At 47.0% G+C, this 13,627-nt stretch carries 12 protein-coding genes; 7 read left to right on the top strand and 5 right to left on the bottom strand.

Annotation, left to right across the window (positions count from 1 at the left end; all coding sequences use genetic code 11):
• Window positions 1-5: 5 nt before the first annotated feature.
• On the bottom strand, window positions 6-797 hold the full coding sequence (gene nagB, locus OIM59_RS12495; RefSeq protein WP_299169783.1) for a glucosamine-6-phosphate deaminase: 792 nt from the start codon (window positions 795-797) through the stop codon (window positions 6-8).
• Window positions 798-973: 176 nt separating this feature from the next.
• On the opposite strand from nagB, the gene OIM59_RS12490 reads away from it, so the two are divergent.
• Entirely contained in the window at window positions 974-2,179 is a 1,206-nt protein-coding gene (locus OIM59_RS12490) for an ROK family transcriptional regulator (protein WP_303897033.1), read from the top strand.
• An 80-nt stretch (window positions 2,180-2,259) separates the two neighbouring features.
• Here OIM59_RS12490 and OIM59_RS12485 read toward each other — a convergent pair whose 3' ends face one another.
• From OIM59_RS12485 to lysS, 4 genes are all read right to left on the bottom strand, one after another.
• Complete coding sequence (locus OIM59_RS12485) at window positions 2,260-3,000, bottom strand: HAD-IA family hydrolase (RefSeq protein ID WP_303897031.1); 741 nt, start codon at window positions 2,998-3,000, stop codon at window positions 2,260-2,262.
• 128 nt (window positions 3,001-3,128) lie between these two features.
• A complete protein-coding gene (locus OIM59_RS12480; RefSeq protein ID WP_299169786.1) occupies window positions 3,129-4,478 on the bottom strand; it encodes a glucose-6-phosphate isomerase in 1,350 nt (449 codons plus the stop codon).
• A 16-nt stretch (window positions 4,479-4,494) separates the two neighbouring features.
• Window positions 4,495-5,490, bottom strand: coding sequence for an NAD(P)H-dependent glycerol-3-phosphate dehydrogenase (locus OIM59_RS12475; RefSeq protein ID WP_299169787.1), 996 nt, complete (start codon window positions 5,488-5,490; stop codon window positions 4,495-4,497).
• A 72-nt stretch (window positions 5,491-5,562) separates the two neighbouring features.
• Window positions 5,563-7,290 carry a lysine--tRNA ligase gene (lysS, locus tag OIM59_RS12470; protein WP_299169788.1) on the bottom strand — a complete coding sequence of 576 codons (1,728 nt, stop codon included), beginning with the start codon at window positions 7,288-7,290 and terminating at the stop codon, window positions 5,563-5,565.
• A 250-nt stretch (window positions 7,291-7,540) separates the two neighbouring features.
• On the opposite strand from lysS, the gene OIM59_RS12465 reads away from it, so the two are divergent.
• From OIM59_RS12465 to OIM59_RS12440, 6 genes are read left to right on the top strand one after another with little or no spacing between them, the layout of a single operon-like run.
• Window positions 7,541-8,302 carry an amidohydrolase gene (locus OIM59_RS12465; protein WP_303897029.1) on the top strand — a complete coding sequence of 254 codons (762 nt, stop codon included), beginning with the start codon at window positions 7,541-7,543 and terminating at the stop codon, window positions 8,300-8,302.
• An 11-nt stretch (window positions 8,303-8,313) separates the two neighbouring features.
• Window positions 8,314-9,933 (top strand): thiamine pyrophosphate-dependent enzyme, encoded by a 1,620-nt coding sequence (locus OIM59_RS12460; protein ID WP_303897028.1) that lies wholly within the window; start codon window positions 8,314-8,316, stop codon window positions 9,931-9,933.
• Entirely contained in the window at window positions 9,930-10,517 is a 588-nt protein-coding gene (locus OIM59_RS12455) for an indolepyruvate oxidoreductase subunit beta (RefSeq protein ID WP_303897026.1), read from the top strand. The genes OIM59_RS12460 and OIM59_RS12455 overlap by 4 nt, the downstream gene beginning before the upstream one ends.
• A 6-nt stretch (window positions 10,518-10,523) precedes the next feature.
• On the top strand, window positions 10,524-11,846 hold the full coding sequence (locus tag OIM59_RS12450; protein ID WP_303897024.1) for a pyridoxal phosphate-dependent aminotransferase: 1,323 nt from the start codon (window positions 10,524-10,526) through the stop codon (window positions 11,844-11,846).
• A 32-nt stretch (window positions 11,847-11,878) separates the two neighbouring features.
• A complete protein-coding gene (locus OIM59_RS12445; protein ID WP_072543243.1) occupies window positions 11,879-13,180 on the top strand; it encodes a phenylacetate--CoA ligase family protein in 1,302 nt (433 codons plus the stop codon).
• A 17-nt stretch (window positions 13,181-13,197) separates the two neighbouring features.
• Window positions 13,198-13,614, top strand: coding sequence for a hypothetical protein (locus OIM59_RS12440; RefSeq protein ID WP_022353609.1), 417 nt, complete (start codon window positions 13,198-13,200; stop codon window positions 13,612-13,614).
• Window positions 13,615-13,627 lie beyond the last annotated feature (13 nt).

Here is a 13,627-nt window from a genome sequence, read left to right as displayed (position 1 = left end):
GTAAATTAAAGATTGTTCTTTTCGATATCCTTGAAATATTTGTAAGTACCGACTTTCAGTTCATCCGTGGCAGCTTCGTCACATACGATGATGCCGTGCTGGTGCATCTGGAGTGCGCTGATGGTCCACATCTGTGTGATGCCTCCTTCTACGGCATGCTGCAAAGCGCGAGCCTTGTTGTGTCCGTTGCAGATAATCAGCACTTCCTTGGCAGAAAGCACGGTACCTACTCCTACGGTCAGTGCGGTTTTAGGCACTTTGTTCACATCGTTTTCAAAGAAACGGGAGTTGGCAATGATGGTGTCGGTAGTCAGTGTTTTCACACGGGTGCGTGAACTCAATGAAGAACCCGGTTCGTTGAATGCGATGTGACCGTCGGGACCGATACCTCCCAGAAACAGGTCGATACCGCCGAATTTCTCAATTTCTTTTTCATAGTTGGCACATTCTGCTTCCAAATCGGCTGCATTACCGTTCAGGATATGGATGTTTTCCTTGCAGATGTCAATGTGGTTGAAGAAATTGTTGAACATGAATGAGTGGTAACTTTCCGGATGAGATTCTGGAAGCCCAACGTATTCGTCCATATTGAAAGTCACTACATTTTTAAAAGATACAACTCCTTTTTTATTCAATTCAATCAGGGCTTTATACATTCCCAGTGGAGATGAACCGGTAGGGAGACCCAATACAAACGGTTTTTCTTTAGTAGGGTTAGCTGCGTTGATTTTCTTTGCTACATAATTTGCTGCCCAGTTGGACAGAGCACTGTAATCAGGTTCAATGATTAGTCTCATGATGGTTAGAATTTTGAATATTGAAATTAATTTAATTGTAATCTTCGAAAGTTAGCTTGCTTCTGCAAATATATCAAAGCTTACTCAGAATGTCAAATAAAAAAATAGATTTTTTATGCTTGACTTTTTAAAGAAAAATTCTACATTTGTAAATGTTTCTATAAAAAATAACGAATATGGGTCAGACTCTATTGACAAACATACAGAAAGGCGTTAAAAGTGCGTTAGTAAAACAGCGTATCATTACGCATTTGATTTATGCAGGCAGCACCACAATTACAGATTTGTCTAAATCAATGGGGCTAAGTGTTCCTACCGTGACAAAATTTGTGGATGAAATGTGCAAAGAGGGATATGTGAACGATTGTGGAAAACTGGAGACCAGTGGAGGACGTCATCCTAGTTTATACGGATTGAATTCGGATTCCGCCTATTTTATAGGAGTGGCATTGGCTGTACAGTCTTTAAGCCTGGGAGCCATCAACTTTAAAGGGGATGTGCTGCAAACAAAGATGGAAATTCCGTTTACGTTGGAAAACACACCGGAGTGTCTGGAGCGCATCTGTCGGGAAATCGAAATCTTTATCGATGAACTTCCTTGTGACAAGTCGAAAATATTGAATATTTGCATTGGCATGACCGGACGTGTCAATCCGGAAACAGGATGCAGTTATACACACCTGACATTTGGTGACAAGCCGTTGGCTCAAATGTTTACCGACAGGCTGGGCATCAATGTCTGCATTGACAATGACAGCCGGGCTATGGCGTATGGAGAATTCATCACACGCCCGGAGAAGTGTCCGAAGAATCTTATCTTTATTAATGTGAACTGGGGACTGGGAATGGCCATCATCATTGATGGAAAGTTGTATTCCGGGATGTCTGGGTTTGCAGGTGAATTTGGACATAACTATGGATACGACAACCAGCAGATTTGTTATTGCGGAAAGAAAGGATGTATCGAGACGGAAGTTTCCTGTTCGGCATTATATCGTAAGTTTATCGCCCGTCTTCGTCAGGGAGAAAATTCCATCCTGCTGAAAGAGAAAGCCATCGATGATATTACGCTGGCCGATATTATTTCGGCGGTACGTCGGGAAGATGTGCTGGCCATTGAGCTGGTGGAAGAAATCGGAGCCAAGCTGGGACGTCATATCGGTGACTTGATTAATGTGTTCAATCCCGAGCAGGTGATTATTGGAGGTGAATTTTCAAAAGTAGGAGAATACCTGCTTCCTCCGGTTATCTCGGCTGTCCGTAAATATACACTGAATCTGATGTATAAGGATTCAGACATCGTATTGTCTGAGTTAAAAGAAAAGGCGAATGTGATAGGTTCTTCCCTGTTGTCAAGAAGCAAGCTGTTCGCGTTGGAATAACGAATCCAGTTTTTGAGCAATAAAAAAGAATCCACCGAAAGAGTTGCACAAATACTGTATCTCTTTGGGTGGATTTTTTGTTATAGGGAAGTGGTTTGCAGACACTGGTAGAACGATTCCCAGTTTTCACTGAAAGCTTGCATGGAAGGGAAAAGCAGGTTAGCTCCTTCTTGCAAGAGTACTTCATCGGGAAGCGGTCCGGTATTCAGGGCGACTGTAAAGATTCCGGCAGCTACTCCGGCCCGTACGCCGAGTGGGGCATTTTCGATGACAATCGCTTCATCAGCTTTGATTCCCGCTTTCTGTAAGGCCATCAGGTAGGGCTCCGGATTGGGTTTCCCATATTTTACGTCGAAAGCCGTGACCATCAGTTCGCGGTGAAAGATGTCTGGGAAGTAGTGATTCAGTTTGTCCAACAAGGAATGTTGTCCGGAACCGGTGACTACCATAGGGATAAGGCCGGCAGCCTTTATCTTCTTCAATACTTCGAGGGCTCCGTGCATGGGGGCCGCTTTAGGGAGGCTGTTGAACAAGTCGCTCTTGGTTTGATAGATTTTGTTGATTTCTTCTTCAGAAGCCTCGTAGCCTCTTTCCCTTTGGCTGACAATGTTGATGGTGGAGGCACCGGTGCGTCCTTCATGGAGGTAAGCCTCTTCTCTGCTCAGGTTCATGCCATATTGTTTCATCGCCTCATGCCAGGCCGCAGCGTGGTTTTTCATGGAATCGAACAGCACTCCGTCCATATCGAACAATACGGCTTTCAGATTGATTTGGGTAAAATGATGGGTTGTGAGATATTGATGGATATTTTGTTGAAACATGATGATACTTTTTTATAATATTCAGGCACGCATTACATGAATTCCTTTCCGCTGTCTGTCATATCGGAAGGGTGCTTTTCATGTAATTCGTGCCTGTAAACTAAAAAAACGGAGCGTTGTCTCGTTTTTTATTTCTTCAGACGGGCCTGGATAGCTTCAGATTCTTTTTCGTATCCCGGTTTGTTCAGAAGTGCGAACATGTTCTTCTTGTATGCCTCCACACCCGGCTGGTTGAACGGATTGACTTCCAGCAGATAGCCGCTGATTCCACAAGCTTTTTCGAAGAAATAGATAAGCTGTCCGAGGTAATATTCGTTCAAAGAAGGAACACTGACACGCAAGTTAGGAACGCCTCCGTCTACGTGAGCAAGCTGTGTACCCAGTTCGGCCATTTTGTTGACTTCATCGATACGTTTTCCGGCCAGGAAGTTCAAGCCATCCAAGTTTTCTTCATCGCTTGGGAAGTGGAGCTCGTGGCTTGGAGTCTCGATAGAAACTACCGTTTCGAAGATAGTACGTTCCCCCTGCTGAATCCACTGTCCCATGGAGTGCAGGTCGGTAGAGAAGTCTACAGAGCTAGGATAGATACCCTTATTGTCTTTTCCTTCTGATTCGCCGTACAGCTGTTTCCACCATTCCATGAAGTAGTGCAGTTTGGGCTGGAAGTTGACCAGAATTTCAATTTTCTTTCCACTCTGGTACAGTTCGTTACGAGTGGCGGCATACAAAGCAGCCGGGTTTTCGTACATATTTTCGTTGGCGCATACTTTTTCCATTTCGCAAGCACCGGCTACCAGCTGGTCGATGTCAATGCCTGCTACGGCAATCGGAAGCAGACCTACCGGAGTCAGTACTGAAAAACGTCCACCTACATTGTCAGGAATGATGAATGATTTGTAACCTTCCTTGTCGGCTGTGACGCGTGCAGCCCCTTTCTTTGCATCGGTTACAGCTACGATGACTTTGCGGGCCATTTCTTTGCCTCTCTGGTCTTCGCACTGTTTTTTCAGCAGGCGGAAAGCCAGTGCAGTTTCCGTGGTGGTTCCAGACTTAGATATGTTGATGACACCGAATTTCTTGTCTTTCAGGAATTCAGTCAATTCAAACAGATAATCCTCGCTGATGTTATGTCCGGCAAAAATAATGGTCGGTTGTCCGGCTTTCTTTTCTTGCAGCCAGGCAAAGCTGTTTGACATGGCTTCAATGACAGCACGTGCACCCAGGTAGCTACCTCCGATACCTGCTACGACTACTACCTCACAATTTTCACGAAGAATCTGTGCGGTAGCCTTCAGATCGTTCAGATGTGCTGTGGTAATGGAAGATGGCAAATGCAGCCAGCCTAAGAAGTCATTTCCTAAGCCCGTGCCTTTTTCCAATGTTTCCATACAAGCTTTTACTTTCGGTTCATAAGAAGCCAATTTTTCTTTGGAGATAAAGTCCAAAGTCTTTTCCACATTTAGTTTAATGTTTTCCATAACTGTTTCTAATTTTTTATCTAAATGAGTCAGTTAATAATTTAATTTCAATCATTGGAGATATCCGCTCATAAAGGATATTGTAGACGGCATCCACAATCGGCATATTTACGTGCAGGTGTTTGTTCAGTTCCTTGATACATTTGGTACCATAATAACCTTCTGCAATCATTTCCATTTCAATCTGTGCGCTTTTTACGGAGTATCCTTTGCCAATCATCGTACCGAATACACGGTTACGGCTGAAATTGGAATAGGAGGTTACGAGCAGGTCGCCCAAATAGGCAGAGTCGTTCGTGCAGCGGTTGACCGGATGTACGGTATCCAGAAAGCGGTTCATTTCCTGCAAAGCATTCGAAACCAGTACAGCCTGGAAATTGTCTCCATATTTCAGGCCGCTACAGATACCGGCTGCAATAGCATACACGTTTTTCAATACGGAAGCGTATTCAATGCCGGCCACGTCTGTATTGACAGAAGTCTTGATGTAGTGCCCTGCCAGTTGTTTAGCAAACATTTTGGCTTTCTCGATATCCTTGCAGCCTACCGTGAGGTAAGAAAGTCTTTCCAAGGCTACTTCTTCCGCATGACACGGACCCGCCAATACAGCGATGTTGTTTTCGGGTACGTCGTATATTTTATGGAAATAATCAGATACAATCAGGTTTTCGTCCGGAACAATACCTTTGATGGCGGTTACGATGAATTTATCCTTCAGTTTGACTTTTAGCTTTTTGAGGTGAGTTTTCAGATAGGGTGAAGGAGTCACGAAAATCAGGGTATCTGATTCTCTTACTACCTTGTTGATATCTGATGAAAAGTTGATGCATTTTATGTCGAAACGCACGCTTGTCAAATAAGCCGGATTATGCCCCAAACGCTTGAATTCTTCAATCCGGTCGTCACGGCGCATGTACCAGTTTATCGATTCCGCCTGGGTCAATATAATCTTGGCAATAGCTGTGGCCCAGCTTCCTCCCCCCATGATTGCTATTTTTCCGGGTAATTTCATACTTTTATATTTAATGAAAAACAGATATGAAGGGCAAGGAAATTTCTTTGCCCTTCATATCCTTTTATTCATTTATTTTATCTTTTCAATCCAGCCCGCCACTTCGTCTACAGTCGGGTTCTTCAGCTCCAACTTGTATTTTTTATTGATGCCGCAGATATCCTGATGGAGTTTCTGGGGATTGACATCTTTCATGTCACTTACCAGGTTATATCCGGCTTTCTGGAGAACAGGTACCCAGTCTTCTGCTACACCCAGTTCCATGAACTTGGCCGGCGCATCTTTCGGGATTACTTTTTCCGGACGCATCTGCGGGAAGAACAATACTTCCTGGATGGTGTTCTGTCCGGTCATCAGCATGACCAGACGGTCCATACCGATACCCATACCTGAAGTAGGAGGCATACCGTATTCCAAGGCGCGTACGAAGTCCTTGTCAATAATCATAGCTTCGTCGTCTCCCTTTTCGTTCAAACGCATCTGTTCTTCGAAACGTTCCAACTGGTCAATCGGGTCATTCAGCTCTGAATAGGCGTTGCAAAGTTCCTTTCCGTTCACCATCAGCTCGAAGCGTTCGGTCAGGTCCGGATTGTTGCGGTGCTTTTTGGTCAGCGGAGACATTTCAATCGGATAGTCGGTGATGAAGGTCGGCTGGATGTAGTTGCCTTCGCAGAATTCTCCGAAGATTTCGTCAATCAGCTTGCCTTTACCCATGGTGTCATCGATTTCCATGTTCAGTTTCTGGCACACTTCCCGAATCTGTTCCTCGCTCATACCTGTCAGGTCGTATCCGGTGAATTCTTTGATAGAATCCAGCATGGTGACACGCTTGAACGGAGCCTTGAAACTGATCACATTATCCCCAATCTTCACTTCTGTGGTACCGTTTACGTCCATGCAGATTTTTTCGAGCATGTTTTCCGTAAACTTCATCATCCAGTTGTAGTCTTTATAAGCGACATAGATTTCCATACAAGTGAATTCCGGGTTGTGTGTACGGTCCATACCTTCGTTACGGAAGTTCTTGCCAATTTCGTACACGCCTTCAAAACCACCCACAATGAGTCGTTTCAGGTACAGCTCACTGGCAATACGCATGTACAAAGGAATGTCGAGCGCGTTGTGGTGAGTGATGAACGGGCGTGCCGTAGCACCTCCCGGGATAGACTGAAGAATCGGAGTTTCCACTTCCACATAACCTTTGGAATTGAAATACTCTCTCATGGAATTGTAGATTTTGCTACGTTTCAAGAAAATATCTTTTACTCCATCGTTGACTACCAGGTCTACATAACGCTGGCGGTAGCGGAGTTCAGGGTCTTCGAATTTGTCGTATGCCACTCCGTCTTTGTATTTTACAATCGGAAGCGGACGGATTGATTTGGACAACACTGTCAGTTTCTGTGCATGGATGGAAACTTCGCCTGTTTGTGTGCGGAATACGAAGCCTTCAATTCCGATAAAGTCACCCAAGTCCAGCAAACGTTTGAAAACGACATTGTATAAATCTTTGTTTTCATCCGGACAGATGTCGTCGCGGGTTATATATACTTGAATACGACCTTTAGAGTCTTGCAATTCAATGAAGGATGCCTTACCCATTACGCGGCGAGACATGATACGACCGGCTACAGATACTTTGCGGGGTTCCGCATCGTCTTTAAATTCGGCTTTAATGTCAGTCGAAAAAGCGTTGGTTACATACTCGGCAGCAGGGTATGGATCAATCCCCATTGCTCTTAACTCATTCAGACTGTTACGTCTGATAATTTCCTGTTCGCTTAATTCTAATACGTTCATTTGTTAGTATATTAACTCATTTTGGCCACAAAAATAAAAAACATTTTGCAAATTACCTCTATTTATAAGGTTCTTTTAGAATAAAAAGCCTGAGAATGGCAGTGTTATTCAGATTTTTGTAACAAACGCATGGAAAGGAATTGGAGTTTCAAAAATGTACATTTCTTCTTTGTATGGAAGTATTTTGAAGTCAAAATTTGCTTTCTGTGATTAAATTGTTACCTTTGGGCGTTTCTAATGAATGAAAAGCATGAAAATAATCTTATTGCAGACAGATATTTGTTGGGCCGATCCTGTAGGCAATGTAGCTCGTTTGGGAAAGGCCATTGATCATTACGATAAAGTCGATTTGTTTGTGCTTCCGGAAATGTTTTCTACGGGTTTTTGCACTTTGCCGGAAGGTATTGCGGAACCGGCAGACAGCCCTACCTTGCAATGGATGAAACAGACGGCCTGTGCGCATGATTGTGCCCTTGCCGGCAGTATCTCCATAGCGGAAAATGGAAAATTCTATAACCGTTTTTTCTTTGTGCATCCCGACGGGAAAGTGCAATGGTACGACAAAAAGCATTTGTTCACGTATGGTGGAGAAGACAAACATTATACGGCAGGTACGGAACGTGTCGTGGTGAATTTCCGTGGTGTACGGTTTCTGCTCGAAGTGTGCTATGACTTGCGCTTCCCTGTATGGTCCCGGAACCGTGGCGATTACGATGTGGCGTTGTATGTAGCCAGCTGGCCTTCTCCCAGAGTGGAGGCTTGGAAGGCTTTGTTGCGGGCACGAGCCATTGAAAACCAGTGTTATGTGCTGGGTGTGAACCGGGTAGGAAAAGACCCGTACTGCGATTATTGTGGGGGTACGGCGGTTATTGACCCGTATGGAAAGACACTTTCTGCTTGTGAAGATGGCAAGGAGGGGCAGGTGGAAGCCTTCATCGATATGAATGAGCTGGAAGCCTTCCGAAAAAAGTTTCCGGTGCTGGATGATGCAGACGCTTTTACATTGAATTAACTTCTTATTTTATGAAAGACAATCATAAACTTTTGTTATTGGGCGACCAGGCGATAGCACTGGGCGCCATTCATGCAGGAATTTCCGGGGTTTATGCCTATCCGGGAACTCCTTCGACCGAAATCACAGAATATATACAGGAATCTCCGATAGCGAAAGCGCGCGGGTTGCACAGCAGCTGGTGTACCAATGAGAAAACAGCCATGGAAGCAGCCTTGGGAGTATCGTATGTGGGCAAGCGGGCACTGGTTTGCATGAAGCATGTAGGAATGAACGTATGTGCCGATGCCTTTGTCAATTCAGCCATTACGGGTGTCAATGGAGGGGTAGTGGTGTTGGCTGCCGACGATCCTACCATGCATTCTTCTCAGAATGAGCAGGATTCTCGCTTTTATGGCAAGTTTGCTTTAATTCCGATACTGGAACCTTCTTCCCAGCAGGAGGCCTACGATATGATGGCGTATGCATACGACCTCTCGGAGCAGATGCGTACGCCGGTATTGATGCGTATTACCACCCGAATGGCCCATTCCCGTGCGGCAGTAGAAGTTGCTGCGTCCGGAAAGGAAGTCACTTGTACGGGACGTCAGTCTGTTCCTTCCGACTGGGTGCTGTTGCCGGGAAATGCCCGTCGCCGTTATATGGAAGTCATCGAGAACCAGCCGAAACTGGAGGCTGAGTCTGAACGTTCTGCCTATAACCAGCTAAGCATGCAGGAAGGGATGGCTGAGAAAGGCATTGTGGCTTGTGGCATCGGTTACAACTATGTGATGGAAAACTTTCCGGAAGGATGCCCTTATCCCATACTGAAGATTTCACAATATCCTTTGCCGGTGGAAGCCTTGACTCGTCTGGCAGACTCTTGCAAGGAGATTCTGGTGGTAGAAGACGGACAGCCTTTTGTAGAAGAACAGCTAAAAGGCATTCTTCCTTCTAAATATGTAGTGAAAGGCCGTTTGAGCGGTGATTTGTCCCGTACGGGGGAACTGACTCCCGACAATGTGCGTCTGGCCTTGGAATTGTCGAGTGGACAGGTTTATGCGGCCGCACAGAATGTGGTACCCCGTCCACCGGCCTTGTGCAAGGGATGCGGCCACCGCGATGTGTATGATGCCTTGAATAAGGTGGCTGCAGAATATCCGGATGCAAAGATTTTCGGAGATATCGGTTGCTATACGCTGGGGGCACTTCCGCCTTTCCGCACATTGAGCAGCTGCGTCGATATGGGAGCTTCCATCACGATGGCCAAAGGAGCGGCCGATGCAGGACTGTTTCCTTCCATTGCCGTGATAGGGGATTCCACTTTCACCCATTCCGGAATGACGGGACTGCTGGATGCGGTGAATGATCAATCGAACATCACGGTCGTTATTTCCGACAACCTGACTACAGCCATGACTGGAGGACAGGATTCAGCCGGTACCAATAAGTTCGAGGCCATCTGTCTGGGATTGGGAGTGAAGCCGGAGCATGTCCGTGTGGTGGTACCGCTTCCCAAGAACATGGAAGAAATCACCCGGGTCATTCGGGAAGAGATAGAATACAAGGGTGTGTCTGTCATTATTCCGCGCAGGGAATGTATGCAGACGTTGAACCGGAAACTGAAACAGCAAAAAGCAAAGAAACAATGAAAACAGATATCATACTTTCTGGAGTGGGCGGACAGGGAATTCTGTCCATTGCCACGATTATCGGTGAGGCGGCCCTGCATCTGGGGCTGAACCTGAAACAGGCCGAAGTACACGGAATGAGTCAGCGGGGAGGCGATGTGCAGTCGAACCTGCGTTTGTCGGAGGCGCCGATTGCTTCCGATTTGATACCCTTGGGCACAGCGGATATGATTATTTCACTGGAACCGATGGAGGCACTGCGTTATCTTCCGTATTTGTCGAAAGACGGATGGATTATCACTTCGGCCACTCCGTTCAAGAATATTTCCAATTATCCGGAAGACGAAAAACTGCGGGCGGAACTTCATGCGCAGCCTCATGTGGTGGTGTTGGATGTGGAAAATCTGGCAAAGGAGAATCAGATACCCAGGTCGGCCAATGTCATCTTGTTGGGTGCGGCTGCTCCTTTCTTGAAAATCCTGGATGCAGACGTGCTGCGTGAAAGTGTAGGACGTATCTTTGCGCCGAAAGGAGAAGAGGTGGTGCAGATGAATTACCGGGCGTTCGATATCGGTCATGAATATGTGAAACAATTGAAATTCTAAAGGCTTATGAGCTGCGTGTTTAGTGAAGACCTGGTCAACTCTGTGGCCAAGGAAATGAAGGTGGCCGATTTGTCCAATGCGACCATCGGAGATGTGTTGCTGGTGGCTTCCCGTCTGGAAGAACTTACGGGTATTCCCTTTATCCGGATGGATCAGGGGTCTCCCGGTCTCCCGGCAAATAAAGTGGGGATTGAGGCCGAGAAAAAGGCGCTTGACAGGGGAGTCGGTTCCCAGTATCCGGCAGCTGCCGGAGTGGCCGAGCTGAAGCAGGCTGCTTCCCGTTTTGTAAAGGCATTTATTGATGTGGATATTTCTCCACGTGCCTGTTTGCCTACCACGGGTTCCGTTGCGGCTTCTTTTGGGGCTTTTATCGCCTGTACCCAGCGGATTCCCGGAAAAGACAAGGTGCTGTTTATCGACCCGGGTTTCCCGATACAGAAGTCCCAGTTGCGTATCTTGGGCATTGCGTGGGAGTCGTTCGATATCCATGATTTCCGGGGAGAACCGTTGCGTGCCAAACTGGAAAGTTTCCTTTCCAAAGGAGATATTGCGGCCATTGTCTATTCCAATCCCAACAATCCGGCTTGGATTTGCCTGGAAGAAAGTGAACTGAAAATCATCGGGGAACTGGCTACGCGGTATGATGCAGTGGTCATGGAAGACCAGGCGTATTTCTGTATGGATTTCCGCCATGCGTTCGGCTGTCCTTATCAGCCTCCTTTCGTGCCTACTGTGGCCCGTTATACCGACAATTATATTCTCATGTTGTCTGCTTCCAAGATTTTCAGCTATGCCGGACAGCGCATTGCCTTGGCTTGTGTGTCTGATAAGCTGTTTGATATACAGTATCCGGCCTTGGCTTCCCGTTATGAGGATTCAGGCGTGTTCGGGCCGACCTTCATCGCTTCCATCATGTATATGATTACTTCCGGCTGCACGGCCACTACCCAGTATGCCATGGCGGAGATGCTGGAAAAATCCATTACCGGTGAAATCAATTTTGTGGAAGACGTCCGTGAGTATGAACGGCGCGCCCGCCGGATGAAGCAGATTTTCACCGCTCATGGCTTTTCGGTGGTATATGACAAGGATGTGACCCAGCAGGTGGGCGATGGCTTTTTCTTTACCTTGGGCTATCCCGGACTGACGGGTGGTGAGTTGCTCCGTGAACTGATGATGTACGGGGTGAGCAGTATCTCCCTGTCGACGACGGGTAGTGAACAGCAGGGGGTGAGAGCCTGTACTTCCCGGATGCGGGAGGAACTCTATCCGGTGTTGGAAGAACGGATGAAGGCTTTTCAGGAAGAACATCCTGTGCCGAGCAAATAACCAAACTACTACAAAATAAAGAAAAACACACTATGATTTGGAATCCGAACAAAGAATGTATGCCGCGTGAACAGATGCGTGAGCTGCAGGGGAAACGTTTGTGCAAACTGGTGCAGTATGTGTACCATAATGTGCCTTTCTATCGGCACAAGATGCAGGAGATGGACCTCACTCCCGATGACATCCGGGAAATTGAGGACATCACGAAACTGCCTTTTACCACCAAACAGGATTTGCGGGACAATTATCCGTACGGGCTGATGGCGGCTCCTCTTTCGGAAGTGGTGCGTGTGCATGCTTCTTCCGGAACAACAGGTAACCCGACCATCGTGGGATATACCCGCCGCGACTTGTCTATCTGGTCGGAGGTGATGTCGCGTTGTCTTTCGGCATACGGAGTGACTCGGGAAGACACCTTTTCCGTGAGTTACGGATATGGTCTGTTTACCGGCGGACTGGGAGCGCACTATGGTGTGGAAAATCTGGGGGCGACCGTGATTCCGGCTTCTACCGGAAATACGGAAAAACATGTACGCCTGATTCGGGATTTGCATATCACGGGCATTGCCTGTACGCCTTCGTATGCCTTGTATCTGGCAGAGGTGGTGGAACGGATGGGTATCCGCAAGGAAGAACTGGGATTGCGTATCGGCGCTTTTGGGGCGGAACCTTGGACGGAAAACATGCGTCAGGAAATCCAGAGCCGTTTGGGGCTGAAGGGCTACAACATTTATGGATTGAGTGAGATTATGGGGCCGGGCGTGTCTTACGAATGCCAGGAGCAGTATGGTTCCCATATTAATGAGGACCATTTCTATCCGGAAATCATCGACCCAGTGACGTGTCAGAATCTGCCGTATGGCACGCAGGGAGAACTGGTGTTTACCACGTTGACCAAGGAGGGCATGCCGCTGCTCCGCTATCGCACCAAAGACCTGACTTCCCTGATTGCTGACCCGTGTCCTTGCGGACGTACCAGTGTGCGTATGACGCCGATTATGGGTCGAAGCGACGATATGCTGATAATCAGGGGTATCAATGTCTTCCCGTCACAGGTGGAAAGTGTGATTCTGGGCATGAAGGAATTTGAACCGCAGTATCTGCTGGTGGTCGACCGCAAGAACAACCTCGATACGCTGGAAGTGCAGGTGGAAGTGCGCCGCGACTTTTTCAGCGACGACATCGGTTCCATGCTGAGGCTGAAGAAGACCCTGTCCGACCGCTTGAAGAGTGTGCTCTCCATCAGTGCGGAAGTCAAACTGGTGGAACCGAACAGCATAGCCCGTAGCCAGGGAAAGTCCAAACGTGTGATTGATAACCGAGTATTGGTGTAATTAAAGGAAGTGAATCTATGATAATCAAACAATTATCCGTTTTTCTGGAAAATAAGACCGGAAGAATCAATGACGTGGTGCATGCGTTGGGAGCAAATGGTATCAATATGCATGCCTTCAGTATGGCCGAGACTGCCGATTTCGGTATTTTACGCCTGATTGTTTCCGATGTGGAGAAAGCAGTCGAGGTGCTCCGGGCAAAAGATTTTGCCGTGATGTCGACCGATGTGGTCTGTCTGTCGTGTGACAATGTGCCCGGCTCGCTGGCGGTGGTGTTGGAATATTTGGCCGAAGAGCAGATTTTCATTGAATACATGTATGCGTTTGCCCAGGCCGACCAGGCCCATGTGGTCATCAAACCCAATGATATGGCACACTGTCTGAAGGTGCTCGAAGCGCATCATTGCCGTGTGCTGGGGAAAGATGAACTTTAGGAAAAAGAACTGC

The sequence above is a fragment of the Bacteroides mediterraneensis genome, from assembly GCF_025993685.1.
GTDB classification, from domain to species: domain Bacteria; phylum Bacteroidota; class Bacteroidia; order Bacteroidales; family Bacteroidaceae; genus Phocaeicola; species Phocaeicola mediterraneensis_A.
The sequence above is the reverse complement of the archived record's forward strand: the minus strand, read 5'-3'. Positions and strand labels throughout refer to the sequence as shown.

Excerpts from the sequence above, each read along its gene's own strand:
- nagB (WP_299169783.1), bottom strand. The coding sequence starts at position 797 with ATGAGACTAATCATTGAACCTGATTACAGTGCTCTGTCCAACTGGGCA.
- OIM59_RS12490 (WP_303897033.1), top strand. The coding sequence starts at position 974 with ATGGGTCAGACTCTATTGACAAACATACAGAAAGGCGTTAAAAGTGCG.
- OIM59_RS12485 (WP_303897031.1), bottom strand. The coding sequence starts at position 3,000 with ATGTTTCAACAAAATATCCATCAATATCTCACAACCCATCATTTTACC.
- OIM59_RS12480 (WP_299169786.1), bottom strand. The coding sequence starts at position 4,478 with ATGGAAAACATTAAACTAAATGTGGAAAAGACTTTGGACTTTATCTCC.
- OIM59_RS12475 (WP_299169787.1), bottom strand. The coding sequence starts at position 5,490 with ATGAAATTACCCGGAAAAATAGCAATCATGGGGGGAGGAAGCTGGGCC.
- lysS (WP_299169788.1), bottom strand. The coding sequence starts at position 7,290 with ATGAACGTATTAGAATTAAGCGAACAGGAAATTATCAGACGTAACAGT.
- OIM59_RS12465 (WP_303897029.1), top strand. The coding sequence starts at position 7,541 with ATGAAAATAATCTTATTGCAGACAGATATTTGTTGGGCCGATCCTGTA.
- OIM59_RS12460 (WP_303897028.1), top strand. The coding sequence starts at position 8,314 with ATGAAAGACAATCATAAACTTTTGTTATTGGGCGACCAGGCGATAGCA.
- OIM59_RS12455 (WP_303897026.1), top strand. The coding sequence starts at position 9,930 with ATGAAAACAGATATCATACTTTCTGGAGTGGGCGGACAGGGAATTCTG.
- OIM59_RS12450 (WP_303897024.1), top strand. The coding sequence starts at position 10,524 with ATGAGCTGCGTGTTTAGTGAAGACCTGGTCAACTCTGTGGCCAAGGAA.
- OIM59_RS12445 (WP_072543243.1), top strand. The coding sequence starts at position 11,879 with ATGATTTGGAATCCGAACAAAGAATGTATGCCGCGTGAACAGATGCGT.
- OIM59_RS12440 (WP_022353609.1), top strand. The coding sequence starts at position 13,198 with ATGATAATCAAACAATTATCCGTTTTTCTGGAAAATAAGACCGGAAGA.